At 64.9% G+C, this 21,463-nt stretch carries 12 protein-coding genes and 1 tRNA gene; 4 read left to right on the forward strand and 9 right to left on the reverse strand.

The window, feature by feature from the left end; genetic code table 11:
* Positions 1-193: 193 nt before the first annotated feature.
* A complete protein-coding gene (locus DWG18_RS15665; RefSeq protein ID WP_115647740.1) occupies positions 194-10,774 on the forward strand; it encodes a calcium-binding protein in 10,581 nt (3,526 codons plus the stop codon).
* 437 nt (positions 10,775-11,211) lie between these two features.
* On the opposite strand, the gene DWG18_RS13900 is transcribed toward DWG18_RS15665, so the two are convergent.
* A tRNA-Arg gene (locus DWG18_RS13900) sits at positions 11,212-11,288 on the reverse strand.
* 137 nt (positions 11,289-11,425) lie between these two features.
* Between DWG18_RS13900 and ubiA the strand changes: the two genes are divergently transcribed.
* Entirely contained in the window at positions 11,426-12,316 is an 891-nt protein-coding gene (ubiA, locus tag DWG18_RS13905; RefSeq protein ID WP_240318538.1) for a 4-hydroxybenzoate octaprenyltransferase, read from the forward strand.
* Here ubiA and DWG18_RS13910 read toward each other — a convergent pair whose 3' ends face one another.
* Positions 12,317-13,030: a rhomboid family intramembrane serine protease gene (locus tag DWG18_RS13910; protein WP_115647741.1), complete on the reverse strand. Its 714-nt coding sequence runs from the start codon at positions 13,028-13,030 to the stop codon at positions 12,317-12,319. It abuts the gene before it with no gap.
* A gap of 53 nt (positions 13,031-13,083) precedes the next feature.
* A complete protein-coding gene (locus DWG18_RS13915) occupies positions 13,084-14,043 on the reverse strand; it encodes a TerC family protein (RefSeq protein WP_115647742.1) in 960 nt (319 codons plus the stop codon).
* A gap of 212 nt (positions 14,044-14,255) precedes the next feature.
* Between DWG18_RS13915 and DWG18_RS13920 the strand changes: the two genes are divergently transcribed.
* Together DWG18_RS13920 and rmuC are read left to right on the forward strand one after the other, a co-directional pair.
* Positions 14,256-15,422, forward strand: a complete 1,167-nt coding sequence (locus DWG18_RS13920; protein ID WP_115647743.1) for a class I SAM-dependent rRNA methyltransferase — start codon at positions 14,256-14,258, stop codon at positions 15,420-15,422.
* Positions 15,423-15,563: 141 nt separating this feature from the next.
* Positions 15,564-16,994, forward strand: coding sequence for a DNA recombination protein RmuC (gene rmuC, locus DWG18_RS13925; RefSeq protein ID WP_240318539.1), 1,431 nt, complete (start codon positions 15,564-15,566; stop codon positions 16,992-16,994).
* A 171-nt stretch (positions 16,995-17,165) separates the two neighbouring features.
* On the opposite strand, the gene DWG18_RS13930 is transcribed toward rmuC, so the two are convergent.
* From DWG18_RS13930 to DWG18_RS13955, 6 genes are all read right to left on the reverse strand, one after another.
* Positions 17,166-18,323, reverse strand: a complete 1,158-nt coding sequence (locus DWG18_RS13930; RefSeq protein ID WP_240318540.1) for a VacJ family lipoprotein — start codon at positions 18,321-18,323, stop codon at positions 17,166-17,168.
* Positions 18,324-18,370: 47 nt separating this feature from the next.
* A complete protein-coding gene (locus DWG18_RS13935) occupies positions 18,371-18,646 on the reverse strand; it encodes an STAS domain-containing protein (protein ID WP_115647745.1) in 276 nt (91 codons plus the stop codon).
* On the reverse strand, positions 18,643-19,296 hold the full coding sequence (locus DWG18_RS13940; RefSeq protein WP_115647746.1) for an ABC transporter substrate-binding protein: 654 nt from the start codon (positions 19,294-19,296) through the stop codon (positions 18,643-18,645). The genes DWG18_RS13935 and DWG18_RS13940 overlap by 4 nt, the downstream gene beginning before the upstream one ends.
* Before the next feature lie 3 nt (positions 19,297-19,299).
* The gene (mlaD, locus tag DWG18_RS13945; protein WP_115647747.1) at positions 19,300-19,803 is read right to left on the reverse strand and encodes an outer membrane lipid asymmetry maintenance protein MlaD; all 504 of its coding nucleotides are present in this window, start codon (positions 19,801-19,803) and stop codon (positions 19,300-19,302) included.
* A 63-nt stretch (positions 19,804-19,866) separates the two neighbouring features.
* Positions 19,867-20,616 (reverse strand): MlaE family lipid ABC transporter permease subunit, encoded by a 750-nt coding sequence (locus tag DWG18_RS13950; protein ID WP_162823903.1) that lies wholly within the window; start codon positions 20,614-20,616, stop codon positions 19,867-19,869.
* A complete protein-coding gene (locus DWG18_RS13955; protein ID WP_115647749.1) occupies positions 20,613-21,404 on the reverse strand; it encodes an ATP-binding cassette domain-containing protein in 792 nt (263 codons plus the stop codon). Before DWG18_RS13955 ends, DWG18_RS13950 begins: the two co-directional genes overlap by 4 nt.
* Between the last annotated feature and the right edge of the window lie 59 nt (positions 21,405-21,463).

The raw sequence follows: 21,463 nt of genomic DNA on the forward strand, positions 1-21,463 counted from the left end.
GACTGGGGATCACTTCGCGGAACTCCAGTAGCGCAGGTTCTCTATGTCCTGTGCCTAATGCCGATCGCCATCGTCTCGTTCGTGTTGGAAATTCGACGTATGCGGCGGGTTAGTCGGAAGAAGTCACGCGCTCGCCAAGAGTCCAGACGCCACCTGTAACTCAATCGCAGACCCAACCACATAGGGAAGTGCTATGTCTAAAAACGACGAAAGTATCTATTTCATTGTCGGAGATACCCAAGACCCCGTGCTTCCCGATGCTCCCGCATCGCCGGAAGCCAAGCGGCTAGGGCTCGACGCGTACGTACTGACGTTTAAGGAGTTTCTCGAAGACGAGGATCTGCGCGAATTCGGCGTTTCCAGCGCCAAAGATCTCACGGAAGAGGGCATTGAGCACTTGTCAGAAGTGGCAGAGAAGAAGCTTGCCGCCCGGATCATCAAGCGTATTTCCTCGTCCGCGGAGTATCAGGCTCGAGTAGCGGCAGTCGGTGGCATGGCGGCAGTCGTCACCAAGTGGCGTGATTTGGCGGAGAAGAGTGGATCTGCCGACGCGAGAGGCGTGCTCCTATACGCGAACACTTTTCTGGACACGCATGAAAAGGCGCTCGCGGACTTGACCGATCCCAGCCGGATCAACGCGACAACGTCGGTTCAGTCCGTTCGTACGCTTTCCTATTTGGCGGGAAAGGCCTTCGATGTTCTCGATCTTAAGAACGCTGTTGAAACAGCATCGGAGAATCCCGACGAAGCCTTCGGCGGCCTTTTTGCGGGTTGGGTCGGTTCGCTCGTAATGATGCCTATCGTCGGAGCAATTGAGGGAGGTCTATTCGCGGGCTTCGCGGTGTCGGTAGGCACGGGTGTGGCGGTTGCCGCCACTTTGTTGGCGGCGGGATATGGTGCGGAAAAGCTGGGCGTCTTCTTGTGGGACGCAGTAGGATCGCCACTCTTCTGGGGTGCACTTGAGCAAGCTGGTGTAAAGGACGACTTCCAGCGGTTCGTCATTGAGAAAAGCGATTGGGTGACCCACCACATCCCAGGCTTTGATCCCGTCGACTATCATGCTGAGACGACTCACAACGGAGTCGCCGTCGCCAGCAACCCGAAGAGCAACGTCGTTGTCGGAAACGACGGGAACAATGAAATTTCCTTTCTATACGGACGCACCGTTGCCTTCGGCAAAGGCGGTGACGACGTCTACAAGATTGCTAACACTGCTACCGGCAATCAAATTATTTCGGACACTGACGGAGCAAATCAGCTCTGGTTCGGCGTGGAGGACGTTGCCCAGCTGCAGCTCCACGCGGTAGGTAAGAACATTTATCAGTCGAGTGGCGGCAACTATCGCGCCACCCTCGTCGGCGAAGGCGACAATGCCTCGCTCGTGATTTCCAGTAAGTACTACCCGACTGCGGTCCTCCTCAACTGGAAGCAGGGCAATTTCGGGATCAACTTGCCGGAATTCGACGCGCCGGGTGCAAGCGGTCTATCCGGTCTCACAACGGAAGACGATGTCTTCGGTGAGCCCGGCACGAATCTCGGCGCGGATAAGGTCTCCGGCGGCGCCGGCAATGATGGCCTGGCGGGCGGGCAAGGCGACGACGAGCTCGACGGCGGCGTCGGTGACGATCTGATCCTCGGCGGCGCCGGCGCTGACCATCTCTATGGTGGCGACGGAAATGACTTCATCTATGACGGCTCCGAGATGTTTTCCCTTCGCGATTGGGATAACACGGATGTCGACGCGGATGGCAAGACGCAACTCACGCGCGTCAACGAGGACATCGCGCGATATGGCGCGGACGTTCTCGCTAAGGGTCGCGGATGGTACATACGACGCCGAACGGATGCTGGCGGACTCTACGTCGTGGCCCGCGACGTGGCCTCGGTCGATGCAAATGCGTTGCCTAGCGGCGACGACGTCATTGATGCGGGCGCCGGCGACGACCTCGTAGGGGCCGGAGAAGGCAACGACATCATTGACGGCGGGGCTGGCAATGACACGCTCCGCGGCGGCCACGATGACGACTCAATCAGCGGTGGTGACGGTGATGACTACATCTATGGCGACCTCTCGGCCGCGATGGCCTCGCCGTGGCTCATCTCGGAGAACGTGTCCCGCAACGCACGTATTGCGGGCAACGACCAGCTCGACGGCGGCGCCGGAAACGACCACATCTTCGGCGGTGGGGGCAACGACGTCATTTCCGGCGGCGCGGGCGACGACGAATTGAGGGGACGCGGACTCGATACGCCGCCGTCGGATCCCGATGAAAAGGACGATGACGTCATTTCCGGTGGTGATGGAAATGACCACTTGATTGGTGACGGCGGGGACGATTGGCTGTCGGGCGACGCTGGGGTGGATGTCCTTGAAGGGGACGGCAACAACGTGGTCGATGGCCGCGATCGCCTCGACGGCGGCGGCGGCAATGATTTGCTGCAGGGTGGCGGATCAGATGACGTCTTGATCGGCGGCGAAGGCGACGACGAGCTGCAAGGCGATAGCAACACGATCGATGCGTCCAGACACGGCAATGACCTCCTTTTCGGAGGCGCCGGCGCGGATCGCATGTACGGCCAAGGCGGAAACGACGAACTTCACGGCGGCGATGGCAACGACGAAATGTCGGGTGACGAAGTCGGCATGGACGTCGCCTATCAAGGCAGCGATCGCCTGTTCGGCGACGCCGGCAACGATCGCATGTTCGGTCAAGGCGGTAACGACTATCTCGACGGCGGCGACGGCGACGACGAGATGTACGGTGATGAGGGCGACGACGTCCTCGTCGGCGGCGCCGGCAACAACTATCTCGACGGTGGCGTCGGTGACGACGTGCTGCAGGCCGGCGATGGGCAGGACTACCTTGTCGGCCGCGATGGGAACGACCAAATCAGCGGTGGTGGTGGGTCCGACAACCTCTACGGCGGTGCCGGCGACGACGTACTGGACGGCGGAGACGGCATCGACCGACTCTCCGGCGGCGATGGCAACGATAGCATCACCGGCGGCGCAGGCAGCGACGTGATGTGGGGTGACGCCGGCAATGACTCGCTCTTCGGCTCGGAGGGCGATGACCAGATGGATGCAGGTGACGGCGATGACATGCTCGACGGCGGCGCTGGCGCGGACATGCTTATCGGCGGCTTGGGCAACGACCGGCTTATCGGTGGTGCCGGCGCCGACATCCTGTGGGGCAACGCCGGCGACGACGTCATGTCCGGCGGCGCGGATGCGGACGTCTTCTACTTCAACAGCGGCTTCGGCCATGACACGGTGGAGCTGGAGGCGGGAAGCACTGATACCGCGATCTTTCTGGACAACATGCGTGCGGAGGCGCTCACCTTCGTTCGCGATGATCTCGACCTGATCGTTCGCGTCACCGCGACCGGAGACGATGTTCGGTTCAAGGGCTACTTCAAGGACGGCATGAACGTCACCATCCGCACGGCGGATGGGTATGAGCTCGGCCACCAGACGTTCGTCAATGGCGCGTACTTCTTCGCGCCCGCGACGACGGGGTCGGCAGGAAACGACTCGCTGGTCGGTACCGACGGGGCCGATCGTCTGTACGGCGGCGACGGCGCCGACACGATCGACGGCAAGGCCGGGGACGACCTCCTCGATGGCGGGGCAGGCGATGACATCCTCAATGGCGGTGCCGGCGACGACACGATCTTCGGCGGCGCAGGCAATGACACGATCCTGCTCGGCTTCCAAGCGACCGATACCGGCGACACGGTGGACGGCGGGCAGGGCAACGACACCTACGAGATCGGCGCCGGCGCCGGGTTCACCGAGATCACCGGGCTGGACAAGGCAGACAGCGGGACCGATCTGATCAAGTTCGGTGCGGGCCTTACGCAGTCGGCCGTGTTGAACTACCAGCTCAGCGGCAACGACCTGATCATCTTCTTCGGTACGGCGTCAGGTACTTCGGTTGACGCTGCAAACATCGTCGTGCTGACCGGGTTCATGGCGACGTCCGCTGGCGGGCACGTCATCCAGTTCGCGGACGGAGCCCAACTTCGTGCTGCGGATTTCCGTACGCAGTATTGGAGCGGGACGGCGGGCAACGATACCTACAGCGGCACGTTCGGCCCGGACTCGATGGACGGGCAGGCCGGCGACGACGTCTTGTCGGGAGGAGCCGGGAATGACTTCCTGTACGGAAATACGGGCAACGACGTTCTACACGGCGACGACGGCAACGACACGCTCCAGGCGAGTGATGGCAATGACGTGCTTTACGGCGATGCTGGCGATGACACGTTCACATCCCAGAACGAAGCCTACTTCGGCGATCGCCTGATCGGCGGGACGGGCAACGACACCTACATCTTCCGGCAGAGCTACTACTACACCAGCAACCCGACCACGGTTAATGGCGGTGGCATCGAGGAGGTCGCCGGCGAGGGAGTCGATACCGTCGTCACGAACTACCACAACTTCTATCTCGGGGCGAATGTCGAGAACCTGGTCGTGGAGTGGGTCAGTTTTTGGTTTACGGAAAATGGGATCCCGGTCAATCAGAACTACGTGGGCAACGAGCTCGACAATGTGATTCGCATTGCAGCCCCGTCATACTTCGCGAATCACCAGGGGCGCCACTATCTCCTGGATGGCGGCGTCGGCGCGGATACGCTGATCGGTAGCGACGCCGATGAGACCTACGTCGTGGATAACGCCGGTGACACGATCATCGAGACGACATCGCCTTCGTACAATTCAAACGACACGGTTCGCTCGTCCATCAGTTACTCCATTGCCAATCGTCTGGAGCTCGAAAACATCGAATTGACCGGAAGCGAGAACACCACCGCGACCGGTAACAGCCGCAATAACCTTCTCAACGGCGCAATGTCGTCGGGTGCCAACCTTCTGATCGGCGGCGATGGCGATGACACCTACATCGCTGGCGCCGAGGACACTATCGTCGAGCTCGCCAATGGGGGGCACGACACGGTCATCGTCCACGCCGGGTCGTACGAGCTGTACAACGTTGTCTCTGCGCCCAACATCGAAGCCTACAAGCTCGACGAGAACAGCTGGGGTGGGCTGCAAGGTGATAGCCAAAACAACGAGCTCGTTGGCAATTCGCATAGCAACCAGCTCTTTGGCGGCGCCGGCGACGACATCCTCGACGGCCGTGGCGCGGACTATGGCGGCACCGATTCGTTCAGCGGCGGCGACGGTAACGACTGGATCAAACTCGGAAGCGGAAACGCGACCGTCACCGGTGGAGCGGGCGACGATGTCATTACCCTCGGCTACGGGTCCTCGCAGGTCCGAATCAGCTATAGCCGTGGTGACGGGCACGATGTCATCAACGCCCTGCCATCCACGATGTCGAGCAGCACCGGGCGCGTCGTGCAGTTCGATGCATCTATCCGTCCGGACGAGGTGACGTGGACGCGGGACGGAAACGATCTCTTGGTATCGATCGCCGGAGACGCCGGCAATGCCATCCGCGTGGCGCGTTACTGGACGCAGGACGAGCGCGGCGACGTCGTTTCGGGGGTCGTCACCGGCTTCTATTTTGCGTATGACTGGTCGACCCACAGCGGTGGGCTGGACCGCCTCCCCTATGTAAACAACCCGCCGCGCGCGACGGCGCAGTTCGACATGACGCTCGCCGAGGGAGAACAGTTCGTGCAGCCGTTGCCGGCTGACCTGTTCACCGATCCGGGCGATACGCTGAGCTATTCGCTTGGTTCCGGTGCGCCGGACTGGCTGAGCATCGATGTCGCGACCGGAACGCTCAGTGGTACTCCACCGATCGGCGCCGGAGCGCCCTGGATCACGGTCATCGCGACCGATACGTGGGGGCAGACGGCTTCGACGAGCGTGAGCGTGCACGTCACGCACTTGGTCGCAGGCAGCAACGGTACCGATGACCTGGTCGGCACGTCGGCAGACGAGGAACTGCGTGGGCTCGGCGGCGACGACCGTCTTGATGGCGGTGGCGGCCATGACCGCCTCGTCGGCGGCGATGGAAACGACACCTATCGCGTCTACGGCTATGGCGAAGTGGTCATCGAGGCGGCCAATGGTGGCCATGACCTGGAAGAGTCCGACTCCGATATCGTTCTCGCAGCTAACGTCGAGGACGGGCGTCTGCTCGAATCCGGTGGATGGTCGCTGGTTGGCAACGATCTCGCCAACGTGCTGTATGGCAACAGCATGTCCAACTCATTGGACGGCGGTCTCGGAGCCGATCGCATGGAGGGCGGCGCAGGCGACGACATCTATACGGTAGACAACGTCGGCGATGTCGTCGTGGAGCTGGCGAACGAAGGTCGTGACCTTGTCACATCGAGTGTGACCTACGTTCTCGGCGCCAACGTCGAGGATCTGAGCCTCGCCGGTAGTGCCGATATCAATGCGACCGGCAACGCCCTCGACAACACGCTGAATGGCAATTCGGGCGCCAACCATCTGGACGGTGGTGGCGGTGCTGACCAGATGTACGGCGGCGATGGCGATGACTACTACATCGTCGACTCGAGCACGGACCGTGTGCGCGAGTACAGCGGCGGCGGTGTCGATACGATCGAACGTCGCTACGAGACGAACTACCTCCTCGGGTCGGAAATCGAGAATCTCGTGCTCGGTGCCGGCGTCGTTACCGGGCATGGCAATGGTCTGGATAATGAAATCACGCTCAACGCCGCTGCGAATTCGTCGTCCGGCCAGGCCGGCGACGACATCATCCATGGTCTGTCAGGAAACGATCAGATCTGGGGCGATGACGGCTGGGATGAACTCTACGGCGACGATGGTGACGACTATCTCGACGGTGGCGCAGGAAGCGATTACCTCGAGGGCGGCATCGGTAACGATCAGTTGCGTGGCGGTGCCGACACGGACGAGGACACGCTGATAGGCGGTGCCGGCGACGACAAGTACGTGTGGACGGGTGGTCTCGACATCATCGACAACACCGGCGGCGGTAGCGACGGACTCTTCTTCAGCGACTCGACTATCACGTCCGCACGCCTGACATTCAAGCGCGATGGAGACGATCTGCTCGTCCTGGTCGACGGTGATGCGGGGCGCGGCGTTCGCGTCGTCAACCACTTCCTCGGGGGGGATTTCGCACTCGACTACGTGCAGATTCCCAATAGTTCGCAGCTGAACACGGCCCAGATCAACCAGCGTGCTTTGTATGCCGGCTATGACAATGTCATCCAAGGTACGTCTGCTTCGGAGACGTTGAACGGCACGGCGGGTCGCGACGTGCTGTTGGGCGGTTCCGGCAACGACCAGCTCAACGGCGCAGCAGCGAATGACTGGCTGAAGGGCGAGGCCGGCAATGACACGCTCTACGGTGGTGCAGGCGCTGACCAGCTGGAAGGTGGACTCGGTGACGATGTCTACACCATCGACGATACGCTCGATACCGTGATTGAAGCCGCGGGTGAAGGCATCGATCTGGTCAACGCATCGGTGACCTACGCGCTGACTACGAATGTCGAAAACCTGACGCTGACGGGTACAAATGCCATCAACGGCACCGGCAATGCGCTGGACAACGTGCTGACCGGAAATTCGGCCTCCAATACTCTCAATGGTGGAGATGGCAACGACACCCTTGACGGTGGCGCTGGGACCGACACGTTGGTCGGCGGCCTCGGCAATGACACCTACACCGTCGACTCTGCAGGCGATGTGGTAACGGAGCAGGCGAATCAGGGCACGGATACGGTGAAGTCGTCCGTGACGTACACGCTCGCCGCCAATGTCGAGAACCTGACGCTGACGGGTCCGAATGCCGTCAACGGCACCGGCAATGCCGCGGACAATCTGCTGACGGGCAACGGCGCCGACAACGTCTTGGATGGCGGCGCTGGCAACGACACGATGGTGGGTGGCCTCGGAAACGATACGTATGTGGTCGACTCTGCCGGCGATGTGGTGACCGAGCTGGCGGGCCAAGGAACGGACACGGTGAAGTCGTCCGTCAGCTACCTCTTGGGCGCAGACGTCGAAAATCTGACCCTTACGGGCGCCGCTGCGATCAACGGCACCGGTAATACGCTCGCGAACGTGCTGACGGGCAACGATGCCGACAACAGCCTCGACGGCGGCGCCGGTAACGACACGCTGGTGGGCGGTCTTGGCAATGACACGTACATCGTCGACTCGGCGAGCGATGTGGTGACGGAGCAGGCGAGCCAAGGCACGGATACGGTGAAGTCGTCCGTGACGTACACGCTTGCTGCGAACGTCGAGAACCTGGTGTTGACGGGAACAGCGGCGATCAACGGCACCGGCAACACGCTGGCGAACGTGCTGACGGGCAACGACGCCGACAACACGCTCGATGGTGGTGCAGGCAACGACACGCTGATCGGCGGACTGGGCAACGACACCTACATCGTCGACTCGGCCAGCGACGGCATCACCGAGCAGGCGGGCCAGGGCACGGACACCGTGAAGTCGACGGTGACCTATACGCTGGCGAATACGGCCAACGTCGAGAACCTGACACTGACCGGCAGCAACGCGATCAACGCCACGGGCAATTTGTTGGACAACGTTCTGACCGGAAACTCGGGTGTGAACACGCTGAGCGGTGGTGCAGGCAATGACACGCTGGACGGCGGTGCAGGCACCGACACGCTGGTGGGTGGCCAGGGCGACGACACCTACATCGTCGACTCCACCACGGACGTGATCACTGAGCAGACCGGCGAAGGCACGGATACCGTGAAGTCGACAGTGACCTTCGACCTCACGAACATCGCGAATGTCGAGAACGTGACGTTGACCGGTAGCGGGGTGATCAATGCCACCGGCAACGCGCTGGCCAACGTACTGACCGGCAATTCAGCAGCCAACTCGCTCAGCGGCGGTGCGGGCGACGACACGCTCGACGGCGGCGCCGGCAACGACACATTGGTCGGTGGTCTCGGCAATGACACGTACATCGTTGACTCGACGGGCGATGTGGTGACGGAGCAGGCGAGCCAAGGCACAGATACGGTGAAGTCGTCCGTGACGTACACGCTTGCTGCGAACGTCGAGAACCTGGTGTTGACGGGAACAGCGGCGATCAACGGCACCGGCAACACGCTGGCGAACGTGCTGACGGGCAACGACGCCGACAACACGCTCGATGGTGGTGCAGGCAACGACACGCTGATCGGCGGACTGGGCAACGACACCTACATCGTCGACTCGGCCAGCGACGGCATCACCGAGCAGGCGGGCCAGGGCACGGACACCGTGAAGTCGACGGTGACCTATACGCTGGCGAATACGGCCAACGTCGAGAACCTGACGCTGACCGGCAGCAACGCGATCAACGCCACGGGCAATTTGTTGGACAACGTTCTGACCGGAAACTCGGGTGTGAACACGCTGAGCGGTGGTGCAGGCAATGACACGCTGGACGGCGGTGCAGGCACCGACACGCTGGTGGGTGGCCAGGGCGACGACACCTACATCGTCGACTCCACCACGGACGTGATCACTGAGCAGACCGGCGAAGGCACGGATACCGTGAAGTCGACAGTGACCTTCGACCTCACGAACATCGCGAATGTCGAGAACGTGACGTTGACCGGTAGCGGAGTGATCAATGCCACTGGCAACGCGCTGGCCAACGTACTGACCGGCAATTCAGCAGCCAACTCGCTCAGCGGTGGTGCGGGCGACGACACGCTGGACGGCGGTGCCGGCAGCGACACGCTGACGGGTGGCGTCGGTCGAGACACCTATCTGATGGGTCGTGGTTATGGGGCGGACACGGTCGTGGAGAACGACACGGCTACCGGACAACTTGACGTCGCGAAGTTCCTGTCCGGCGTCGCCTACGACCAGCTGTGGTTCGCACGTCCCTCCGGTACCAACAACCTCGAGATCAGCATCATCGGTACGAGCGATGCTCTCGTCATCAAGAACTGGTACTTGGGCGCCGCGTATCAGGTCGAGGAGATTCGCACCGTGGACGGCGCGAAATTGTTGACGGCGGGCAAGGTCCAGACGCTGGTTGATGCCATGGCCAAGTTGACGAAGCCATCTTCGGGCCAGACGACGCTACCGGCGAGTTATCGCACGCAGCTGGACCCGGTGTTTGCATCGACCTGGACGGCGTCGACCGCACTGACCGCCTCTCTTGCCGCTGACCGTTCCTACAGTGGATTGAATCCCACATCGGTCCAGACCCCGGCAAACGAGCAGTTCGTCGCAGGCGAGCTGGAGCCGACACTCGGTTCACGGCCGGGTCGTCGAGTCGATGTAGGCAGGAATCGCGGATACGTCGATGGAGTTGCTCGCGTGCGGGACATCTTGGATCCGCGGAGCGGCTCGTTCGAACGACAGCCGCTGCAAGATGTCGGAGCGCACCTCGAAGCCCTGCTGCATCAGTCGGTTTCTTTGCCGCCCAGCCGAATCTCCGCGACGTTGCCCGCAGGCGGATGCGGCCCGGCTGAAGTTGTCGCCAGCTCGCTTCACTCGACCGTATGCCCTCCGCAGCTCATCGAAGGGGGCATGGCGCAAAGTCCGTTGGAGGGCCATGCCCAAGTTGCCGCGGGCAATTTGGACGTTGACTGGCTCCGGGACGGCGATCACCTCGAGTTGACTGGTGCTATCGGGCATCCGATGGCGGTGAGTTGTGCGGGGGCTCCGGCCGATGCCGACGCATCCATTCTGTCCAGCTGCCACGCGCTCATCGGATTGATGGCGGTCTCAGATAGTCGAGATGCGCATGTGGGCGTATTCCCGCCGACATTGCGCCCAGAGGTGAGCGGCATTCAAATCCTGGGTTGATCGGGCGAGCCGTCGCCTAAGCGCGACGGCCGCTTCGGCCGCGGTGCCCAAGTCGCCTTCGGGGCGACTTGGGCTTCTCTTGTTCGCGCTCGCTGAGCGTGCCGGCTTCGCAGCCCCAACTTGCCTTGGGGCATGCGAGCAGTCGCGGCGACCGCGCAACGTGAACTCAGCCACGGGGATGCTGGCAGCGTCGCAAGTTCCGCCAAATTCCTAGCGCCTAACGGCCTTTTCCAGCCCTGCTTCCTTTTCGTGAAACGTTAGATCGATAAATATCGCCCGCCACATCGAGCACGTATCTTGGTGCCAAGAAGGGAAGCCAACATCTTCGATGAGCGTGACGCACAAGTCCGATGCCACTTGGCCACTCGTTATCGAGTACGGATCGCTCTTGATCAGATCGCCCCGTCGCTGCCGGTGCGGGCTAAGGCTCGAAGGAGTGGCGCGCCTGGAGGGATTCGAACCCCCGACCAACGGCTTCGGAAGCCGCTACTCTATCCGGCTGAGCTACAGGCGCACTGCGGACCGCACGCGGCGTGGCCGCGGGGGACGGGCATTCTAGCCGCATTCGTCCGCACCGGGGCCGCACCGGCATGAATGCGGGAGGCGACGCCCGGCGCGTACCCTGTCCTGCCGCACGATGGTCCGATGAGCGTGTCGTCTTCTGCCCGATCCGAGCCTGCCGGCTGGCGCCGCAAGTTGTCGCTGTACTGGGCGCTGGTGCGCGGCGATCGCCCGATCGGCTGGCTGCTGCTGCTGTGGCCGACGTGGTGGGGGCTGTGGCTCGCGGCGCGCGGACTGCCACCGCTCTGGACACTCGTCGTGTTCTCGCTGGGTGTCTGGCTCACGCGTTCGGCCGGCTGCGTGATCAACGACTACGCCGATCGCTGGCTCGATCCGCACGTCGAGCGGACGAAGGATCGCCCGCTCGCGACCGGAGAAGTGCGCGGCCGCGAGGCGCTGGCGGTGTTCGCAGTGCTGATGCTCGTCGCATTCGCGCTCGTGCTGACGATGAACACGCTGACGATCGCGATGAGCGTGGTCGGAGTCGTGCTCGCGGCGAGTTATCCCTACCTCAAGCGCTACACGTACTTCCCGCAGGTCTACCTCGGCATGGCTTTCGGCTGGGGTATTCCAATGGCGTTCGCGGCGATCCGTGGCCACGTGCCGACGGTCGCGTGGGTGCTGTATGCGGCGAACATCGTGTGGTCGACGGCGTACGACACCTGGTACGCGATGGTCGATCGCGAGGACGACCTGCGCATGGGCAGCAAGTCCACGGCGATCCTGTTCGGGCGCCACGACCTGCTCGCGCAGGCGCTGCTGTATGCGCTGTTCTTCGTGTTGCTCGCCGCGGTTGGCACGATGGCCGACCTCGGCATCGCGTACTGGACCGCTCTCGCGATCGCGCTGGCACTCGTCGCGTGGGAATTCCGCATCGCGCGAACGCGGGAACGCGCTGCCTGCTTCCGCGCCTTCCTGCATAACCACTGGGTCGGGATGGCGGTGTTCGCTGGGCTCGCGCTCGATTTCGTGTTGCGCTGATCAGCCCCAGCTGATGCGCGACGCGTCGCGATGCGGGGCATCGATCGGCGCGTCAACGTCGTCATCGACCACGTCCTCCTCGTCTTCCCAGCTGTAGCGAACGCGCGGCGGCATCGGGTCCGCATGGCGCGCCCACAGGCCGCCGATCACACCACCCACCGCGCCGCCCAGATGCGACTGCCACGACACGCCCGGCTCGTGCGGCAGCACCGACATCAGCGCGCCGCCGAACAACGTGAGGCCGAGCATCGCGGCGGCGACCGCCGGCCGATCGCGGCGCACGATGCCCAGCGTCAACACCATGAACAGCAGGCCGTTGATGACGCCGCTGGCGCCCAGATGCGACGAGCCGGCTTCGCCCAGCCACCACGCACCCAGCCCGGAACCGATCCACGCCAGCGGCACCGTGCGCACCAAGGCGCGCGGGTACTGCGCGATCGTCAGCGTGCCCAGCAGCAGCAGTGCGATCGCATTGCTCGCGATGTGATCGACCGACCCATGCAGTAGCGGCGCGGTGAGCACGCCGCGCAGGCCGGCGACGAGATGCGGCCGCACGGTCCACGCATTCACGTCGAAGGCGGACTGCGCGGAATAGACCGCGAGCAGCGCCAGCACCGCGGCCAGCGACAGGTTGAAGGCCCGTCGCCAGCGTCGCCGGTCGAGCTGGCGTTGCTGCGCGGGGTCGATTGGCGGTGCGGGCGTGTGCAGGTGCATTCAGGCGACGTGGCGCCGCCGGCCGGGGTTTGCAAGGCCGGCGGCGCGGTCCGTCAGGCGGCCGGCGTGGAACGCTGTGGGCGCAGCAATGACAACGCCACCGTCGCACCAATGATCGCGACGACCGCACCGAGCGACACCATCACCGGCAGGTGGATGACGTCGATCGCCAGCATCTTCGCGCCGATGAACACCAGCACGACCGCGAGGCCATACGGCAGCAGGTGGAAACGATCGGCCAGGCCCGCGAGCAGGAAGAACATCGCGCGCAGGCCGAGCACCGCGAATACGTTCGACGTCAGCACCACGAACGGATCTTTGGTGATCGCGAAGATCGCGGGAATCGAATCGACCGCGAAGATCACGTCGGTCACCGCGATCAGCACCATCACGACGAACAGCGGTGTGTAGCGACGCAGGCCCGACTCGCGCACGACGAACGCATCGCCGCGATAACCCTCGGTGAGGTTGAGGTGCCCGCGCATCCAGCGCAGCACCGGATTCGCCTCGAGGTCGGGCTCCTTGCCGGCGGCCGCCCACATCTTGACGCCGGTGAGCAGCAGGAACGCGCCGAACACGTAGAGGATCCAGTGGAACTTCGCGAGCAGCACCGCGCCCGCGAAGATCATCACCCCGCGCAGCAGAATCGCGCCGAGCACGCCCAGCACCAGCACCTTCTGCCGCTGCTGTTCGGGCACCGCGAAATACGTGAACAGCATCAGGAACACGAAGATGTTGTCGACCGCCAGCGATTTCTCGATCAGGTAGCCGGTGAGGTACTCGAGCGCGATGCGCTGCCCTTCGGCGTCGCCGTAGCGCTGCGCGGCGATCCACCACAGCCAGCCACCAAAGGCGAGGGCGACCGCCACCCAGCCGACGCTCCAGCCGAGCGCCTCCTTGAAGGTGACGCGATGCGCCCCGCCGTGGCGCATCAGCACCAGGTCGGCGAGCAGGGCGAGGACGACGAGGCCGCCGAAGGCGGTCCACATCAGGGGTGAGGCAATGGTTTCCATGGCGGGCTCCGGAAGGCGGGTCGGACCATGGCGAGGGGATCGGAAGACGCACCTTCGCCACGACGGGCGAAGGTCTTGCTCACAGCCTTGCGGCTGCCGCTGGACCGGAGCGGATGCTCGTATTGACGATCCAGGCGCGTGGGAGCTACTCCCCTTCAGCGGCTGATGGTAACCGTTCGGGACGAAAACGCCACGCCACCTACAATAGGCAGATGAACGAACTGCCCGTCGTACACCTCAAGAACGCGTGGAAGTCCACGCATCCGTGGATCTTCCAGCGCTTGGTCGAAAAGCCGGCGCAGCGTCCCAAGCCGGGCGCGATCGTCGACGTGGTCGGTGTCGACGGCGAGTGGATCGGCCGTGGCTTCTACAACGGCCATTCGCGCATCGCGGTGCGCATTCTCGAAACGCATCCGGATGTCGCGGTCGACGAGGGCTGGTTCCGCCGCAAGATCGCGGCCGCCGTGTCGCTGCGCCGCGACGTGCTCAAGCTCGACGACGTGAGCGATGCCTGGCGTGTCGTGCACAGCGAGGGCGACGGGCTGTCGGGGCTCGTCGTCGACCGGTATGCCGACCTGCTCGTCGTCGAATTCTTCTCCGCCGGTATGTTCCGCCACCGCGAGTGGATCTACGCCGCGCTGAGCGAGCAGTTCCCCGGCTGCCGCTTCTTCAGCTTCGCCGACGAGCACGTGCAGAAGCAGGAGAGCTTCGACTTCCGCGTGCAGTCCGCCGTGCCGCCGGCGATCATCACCGAGCACGGCATCCGCTTCCGCGCCGATCCCTCGGGCGCCCACAAGACGGGTTTCTTCGCCGACCAGCGCGAGAACCGCCAGTGGCTCAGCCAGCACGTGCACGGCAAGACCGTGCTCGACCTCTGCTGCAACACGGGCGGCTTCGGCGTGTATGCGGCCGTGCGCGGCGCGAGCGAAGTGACCGGCGTCGACATCGACGACGACGTGCTGTCGATCGCCAAGGGCAACGCCAAGCTCAACGATCAGCGGATCAGGTTCGTGCAGGCCGACATCTTTCCGTGGCTGCGCGATGCGGGAAACCGTGGCGATCAATACGACGTCGTGATTCTCGACCCGGCGAAGATGACGCGCGATCGCGACCAGGTCATTCCTGCGCTCAAGAAGTATCTCGACATGAACAAGCTCGCGCTGGGCGTGACCAAGCCCGGCGGCCTGCTCGCGACATTCTCGTGCACCGGCCTGGTCAGCGAGGAGCAGTTCCTCGACATGCTGCGCCGCGCGGCGTTCTACGCGAACCGCACCGTGCAGATCCTGCGCGTGTCCGGCGCTGGTGCCGACCATCCGGTGCTGGCGAGCGTGCAGGAGTCGCGCTATCTGAAAGCGGTGTTCTGTCGCGTGCTGGATTGATGAGCGTGCCGTCTCGCCCGGCGAGACGGCGTGGCCTTCGACTATCGTCCTTCCCATCACGCCACTTGCCTGAGGCGCGCGAACGTCATGACCGATGTCCTGTTGATCGTCCTTACGCTCGGCGTTCTGGCACTGTTGGCAATGTCCATCCTGCACGCTCGCCGCGCGCGCGCGCCATCGGCCGCGCTGCTGGGCGCACTGCGTGAGTCGATGGAAGCGGGGGCTCGCGATCACCGGCAGGAACTGCGCCAGCAGATCGACGCGATGGCGATGCAGCAGCAGCAGCGCATCGATGCATTCGGCAACAGTCTCGAGGCGCTGCGCGAGCGCCTCGGGGAGGATGCGCGTGCGGCGCGCGGCGAGATCAACCAGCTGCAGCAGGCCAATGGCGAGGCGCTACGCCAGCGCATCGACGCGATGGCCGAACGCAACGACGAGCGCATGCGGGTGCTTCGGGAATCGCTCGTCGACGGTTTGCGACTCGCACGCGTGGACGCCGCCGACGAGCAGAAGCGCTTCGGCGAGGCGCTCGGCACTCGCCTGGCGGAGTTGACGCAACGCAACGACCAACGCCTTACGGAGCTGCGCGAGACGCTGGAAAAGCGCCTGGTCGAGCTGCAGGCGGACAACGCACGCAAACTCGAGCAGATGCGCGAGACGGTCGACGAGAAGCTGCACCAGACCCTTGAGACCCGGCTGACTGAAAGCTTCGGCAACGTCGCGGAGATGTTGGCGAAGGTCCACCAAGGGCTCGGCGACATGCACAAGCTCGCGGCCGACGTCGGCGGGCTGCAGCGTGTGCTGACCAATGTGAAGTCGCGCGGCGTGTTCGGCGAGGTGCAGCTGGCCGCCCTGCTCGAACAGGCGCTGTCGCCGGATCAATATGCGAGCAACGTCGTCACCGTGCCCGGTAGCAACGAACGTGTGGAGTTCGCGATCCGTTTCCCCGGCAGTACCGGCGATTCGACGGTCTGGTTGCCGATCGACGCCAAGTTTCCGCGCGAGGACTACGAGCGCCTGCTGGACGCGCAGGAGCGCAGTGACGCCGATACGGCCCGCAGCGCAGGCGAGGCGCTCGAGCGGCGTGTGCGCAATGAAGCCGCACGCATCACGGCCAAATACGTCGCGGCGCCGCACACCACCGAGTTCGCCATCCTCTTTCTTCCGACGGAAGGTCTATACGCGGAAGTGCTGCGACGACCGGGTCTGGTCGAGGCCATGCAACGCGACTGCCGCGTCGCGCTGGCCGGCCCGACCACGCTGCTCGCGCTCTTGACCAGTTTCCAGATGGGCTTCCGCACCCTCGCCATCGAGAAGCGTTCGAGTGAGGTGTGGCGCACGCTGGGCGCAGTGAAGACCGAGTTCGCCAAGTTCGGAGGCGTACTCGACGGGGTGAAGAAGAAGCTCGTCGAGGCGACCAACAAGATCGATGCGACGCGCACGCGCACCAACGTCATGAATCGCCAACTGCGCGACGTCGAGGCGCTGCCGTTGGTCGAAAGCCTCGAAGTCCTGGGGCTAGCGGTGCAGGCAGGCGACGACGCCGATGCCGCGTCGGCCGATGACGAGTAAGCAGGCGCGTGCCGATGCCGAGCGCGGAATCGGCACCGTCTTGAAGCCGTGAGCCCGTAGCAGTCGCTGAGGTGCGAGTGCGGGGTCGGCATCTGCGCCCACATGCAGACCGGGCCGATCGCTGACCGTGTTGCCATTGCACATCGCCGGTTGGGCGATGCGCCGCGTCGATCAGTTACCCGGCCGCACCGGCATCGCGTTGACGGGCACGATCGGTGCGTCGCGCAGGTAGTCCGGCAGGTTTTCGCCGGCCTCGCCGTTGATCTGGTACATGCGGCGCTGCATCCAGGCATCGCGCACCAGCGTGTAGTCGTCCTGCACGCCTTCGCGCAGGGCGTCGGTGGACATCAGCTGCGCGCGCAGGTCGACCAGCTGAAGGCCCTGCAGCGGGATGCGGATCTTGTCTTCCTCGAGCCCACGCATCGGCGACAGCGGCGCGTCGCCGACCATGCCGACGATGTCACGCAGTGTGCGCGGGCCGAACAGCGGCAGCTCGAAGTAGCGCGACCGCCGCCAGCCCCAGACGCCGAGCGACTGGCCGAAATCCTCGTTGCCGTTCTCGAGCTTCGCGTCGGTGGCCGGATCGAAGATGCCGCCGATCCCGAGCGTGGAGTTCAGCAGGAAACGGCCCGCGGCATGCGCGGCGAGCTTGGGCTTGCCCTGCAGCAGTGCGTTGACCGCGGTGATCGGCTGGCCGAGGTTGCTGAAGAAATTGCTGACACCGCTGCGCATGGGCCGCGGCACGACCTTGACGTAGGCCTTCGCGAGCGGATGCGCGACGTAGCGGTCGACCGCGTTGTTGAGGCGGTGGATCTTGCGGTTGTACGGCTCCCACGGATCCCAGATCACGCCGGCTTCGCCGCGCGTGACGTCGGTGCTGCCGGTCGGGCCGTACAGCGCTTCGAAGTCGGCCTCCGCTTCGGCGGCCTTCGCGTCGGAGTTGGTGACGGGTGTTTCGGTTGCCGGGTTCGCGTTCGCGTCCTGCGGCGGAGGTGTATCGCTTGCAGCCGTGGCGTTCGACGTCGCGGCGTCCGCCTCCGTCGTTGCGGGGGGCACTTCCGTGTCGGCCGCCGGTTCCGTCGGCGGCGGCACGTCGGCCTGCGCTGTCGTGTCCTGCGCGGCCGCGCCGGTCATGGATGCATCGGTCGGCGTGGATGCCGTGGCATCCGCCGGCGCCGAAGCCGGTGCGGTGGCTTCGACCGGCGTGGCGGTCGCGGTGCTGGTCTGCTGCGCCCACGCCGACGACGTCGCGATCAGGAGGGCGGCGGCGAGCAGCGATCGGGCCGGCGCGCCCGAAGGGCGGCCGTTGCGGGAGGCGGAGCGGGTCATGCGGTCATTTTAACGAAGGGTTCCGGCCGGACAGCCGCGTCCGTCGTTCAGCCACTGAAACCGAGTGATCCATCGAGCCGGTAGGCCAACCGCAGCTCGGCGAGGCCGGCGGGTTCGCCGTCGATGGCCAATCCGGCGGCCGCGAGTTCCGCCAGCAGTGCCACGCCCGCGCTGTCCACGGCGTCGACCGCGGTCACATCGACGCGTTGAGCGCCGGCGCGCTGGGCCTCGATCGCACGCCAGGTCGCGGCGACGGCCGCCCGGTCGAGGCGGCCGTCGATCTTCAGCACGTCGCCGTCGCGGCGGACGCGCGCGGCGCTCATCGCTTGTTGGCCTGCGCCTGCAGCTTGCCGGCCTTGAGGTCGGCTGCGACCTGCGCGACGGACGCGCGCGAGAGCGGGCCGTCGAACTGGTTGCGGAAGGTCTGCACGAAGCTCACGCCCTCGACCAGCACGTCGAACACCTTCCACTGGCCGTTGACCTGGTGCATCAGGTAGTCGACCGGCACCGGCTCGCCGCCCTGGCGCAGCATCTGCGTGGACACGCGCGTGGCGCGGCCGTTGCCGATGACGGTTTCCGACTTCACCTTGACGGTCAGGCGCGTGTTGAAGTCGAGCAGCGACGAACCGTAGCGCTGCATCAGGTTCTCGCTGAGCGCATCGGCGAACGCACTGACGTCGGCATTCGACACACCGGCGCTGTGCTTGGCGAGCACCAGGCGCGCTGCGTAGTCGCGATCGAACATCTGGTTGAACTCACCCGACACGAACTGCTTGAGCGCGGTGCGGTTCTTGGTGAACTCGGCGCGACGCGTCTCGAGCGTGGCGAGCACGCGCGTGCTGTTGTCGAGCACGAGCTTGGACGGTGTGCCGAGCTGCTGGCTGGCGGCGGGCGGCGCGGCGGAGGCCATCGCCATCGGCACGGTGGCGGCGAATGCGGCGGACAGCAGGACGAACAGGGCGGTGCGCTTCATGACTTACTCCTTGGGTGCGGCATCCGAGCCGCTGTCGCCGGCAGCGTCGGTCTTGCCCGCGCCGCTGAACATGTACTTGCCGACGAGCTGGATCAGGTCGACGGCGGGTTGCGTGAGGTAGATCTCGTCCCCCGGCTTCAGCGCGTCGGGCGCTCCGCCCGGCGTCAGGCCGATGTAGCTCTCGCCGAGAAGACCATTCGTAAAGATCCCGGCAGCGGTGTCGGACGGCAGGTTCTTGTACTTGCCGTCCATGGAAAGCGTTACAACGGCGTCGTATTTAGCGGGATCGAGCTGAATGTCGGCCACCTGCCCGACATTCACCCCGCCGATCTTCACTGGCGCATTGGGACGCAGCGCACCGATCGCGGTGAACCGCGCCTTGATCGCGTACGTGTCGCCGTGACCGCCCCAGCGGCCGTTGGTCGAGGCCACGGCCAGCGCCAGCAGCGTGGCGAGCGCGAGCAGCAGGAAGGCGCCGACGGCGAATTCGATTCGTGGACTGCGCATGGAATGGGCTTCCGATGTGACGTGGCGCGCATCGCGCCGGATTCAAGGGAGCGGGGCGACCGCTTATCGAAACAGCAGTGCCGACAGCACGAAGTTGAACATCAGCACCAGCAGCGAAGCATTGACCACCGCGCGCGTCGTCGCGAGCGACGTGCCTTCGATGGTGGGCTCGGCGTGGTAGCCGACGAACGCCGCGACCCAGGCCGCGAGCGCGCCGAACACCGTCGCCTTCTGCAACGCGACGAGGAAGTCGTCGTGGAAGTCGACGGCATCGCGCATCACCTGCCAGAACGGGCCGGCTTCGAGGCCGATGACGTGCACCGCCTCGAAATAGCTCGCAACGATGCCGGCCGCGCAGAAGAAGCCGGTGAGCAGCGGCACGCTCAGCACAGCGGCCCAGAAACGCGGCGCGACCGCCTTGCCGACCGGATCGATGCCCATCAGCCCGAGCGCGGTGATCTGGTCGGTGGCACGCATCAGCCCGAGTTCCGCGGCGATCGAACTGCCGGCGCGACCGACGAACAGCAGCGCGGTGAGCACCGGCGCGAGTTCGCGATACATGCCGAGGCCCAGCAGCGCGCTGACCTGGTTGGCCGCGCCGTACGTCGTCAGCGCCTTGTAGCCGAGCAGCGTCAGCGACAGGCCGACGAAGGCGCCGCCGACGAGGATGATCGGCAGCGAACGCGCGCCGATCTTGTAGACCTCGCGCACGAGTTCGCGCAGGAAGTCGGCGGTCGGCCGGCTCGCGCGCAGCACCGAGAATGAGAACAGCCCGGCCTGGCCGAGCGTGCGGACGGTCGACGCGAACATCAGGCGGCGGCTCCCGCCGCGCGCGGCGCGGCATCGAAGGCGATCGGGCCGTCCGGCGCGCCGCGCAGGAACTGCTGCACGAACGGATCGGTGGACTGTTCGAGTTCCGCCGGCGTGCCGGCGAACACGATGCGGCCGTTGGCGATGACGAGCGCGCGGTCGGCGACCGGCAGCGTCTCGTGCACGTGGTGCGTGACCACGATCGACGTCAGCCCCAGCGTGTCGTTGAGGCGGCGCACCAGCGACATCACCACGCCGGACGCGATCGGATCGAGGCCGGTCAGCGGTTCGTCGTAGATCATCAGCGGCGGATCGAGCGCGAGCGCGCGGGCGAGTGCGACGCGGCGCGCCATGCCACCCGAGAGTTCGCGCGGATACGCATCGGCGGCGGCGCGCAGGCCGACCGCGTGCAGCTTCATGTCGACCAGCCGACGGATGATCGCGTCCGGAAGATCGGTATGCGTGCGCAGCGGCAGCGCGACGTTGTCGGCGACGGTGAGGTCGGTCAACAAGCCATTGCCCTGAAGCATCACACCGATGCCGCGGCGCAGTTCGAGCAGTGCGCGGCCGCCGGTGGGCATCGGCTGGCCGAGCACCTCGACGCTGCCCGCGGCGGGCGCGAGTTCGCCGGTCAGCGCCGACAGCAGCGTCGACTTGCCGCAGCCCGACGGGCCGAGCACGGCGACGATTTCGCCCGGCGCGACCTCGAGGTTCACGTCATGCAGGATCGTGCGTTCGCCGCGCGCGAGGCGCAGCCCGCGAAGGGCGACGATGGGCGAAGTATCGGTCATGGGGTCGGTCACGTGCACGCGCGCACGAAGGCGGCGCGAAGGCTACGGGCGCGCGGCTG

Source organism: Lysobacter sp. TY2-98 (genome assembly GCF_003367355.1).
Taxonomy (GTDB): Bacteria; Pseudomonadota; Gammaproteobacteria; order Xanthomonadales; family Xanthomonadaceae; genus Cognatilysobacter.

What these genes read in the sequence shown, in the direction of transcription:
- DWG18_RS15665 (WP_115647740.1), top strand. Translation starts at nt 194, where the DNA reads ATGTCTAAAAACGACGAAAGTATCTATTTCATTGTCGGAGATACCCAA.
- DWG18_RS13910 (WP_115647741.1), bottom strand. Translation starts at nt 13,030, where the DNA reads ATGCACCTGCACACGCCCGCACCGCCAATCGACCCCGCGCAGCAACGC.
- DWG18_RS13915 (WP_115647742.1), bottom strand. Translation starts at nt 14,043, where the DNA reads ATGGAAACCATTGCCTCACCCCTGATGTGGACCGCCTTCGGCGGCCTC.
- DWG18_RS13920 (WP_115647743.1), top strand. Translation starts at nt 14,256, where the DNA reads ATGAACGAACTGCCCGTCGTACACCTCAAGAACGCGTGGAAGTCCACG.
- rmuC (WP_240318539.1), top strand. Translation starts at nt 15,564, where the DNA reads ATGTCCATCCTGCACGCTCGCCGCGCGCGCGCGCCATCGGCCGCGCTG.
- DWG18_RS13930 (WP_240318540.1), bottom strand. Translation starts at nt 18,323, where the DNA reads ATGACCCGCTCCGCCTCCCGCAACGGCCGCCCTTCGGGCGCGCCGGCC.
- DWG18_RS13935 (WP_115647745.1), bottom strand. Translation starts at nt 18,646, where the DNA reads ATGAGCGCCGCGCGCGTCCGCCGCGACGGCGACGTGCTGAAGATCGAC.
- DWG18_RS13940 (WP_115647746.1), bottom strand. Translation starts at nt 19,296, where the DNA reads ATGAAGCGCACCGCCCTGTTCGTCCTGCTGTCCGCCGCATTCGCCGCC.
- mlaD (WP_115647747.1), bottom strand. Translation starts at nt 19,803, where the DNA reads ATGCGCAGTCCACGAATCGAATTCGCCGTCGGCGCCTTCCTGCTGCTC.
- DWG18_RS13955 (WP_115647749.1), bottom strand. Translation starts at nt 21,404, where the DNA reads ATGACCGATACTTCGCCCATCGTCGCCCTTCGCGGGCTGCGCCTCGCG.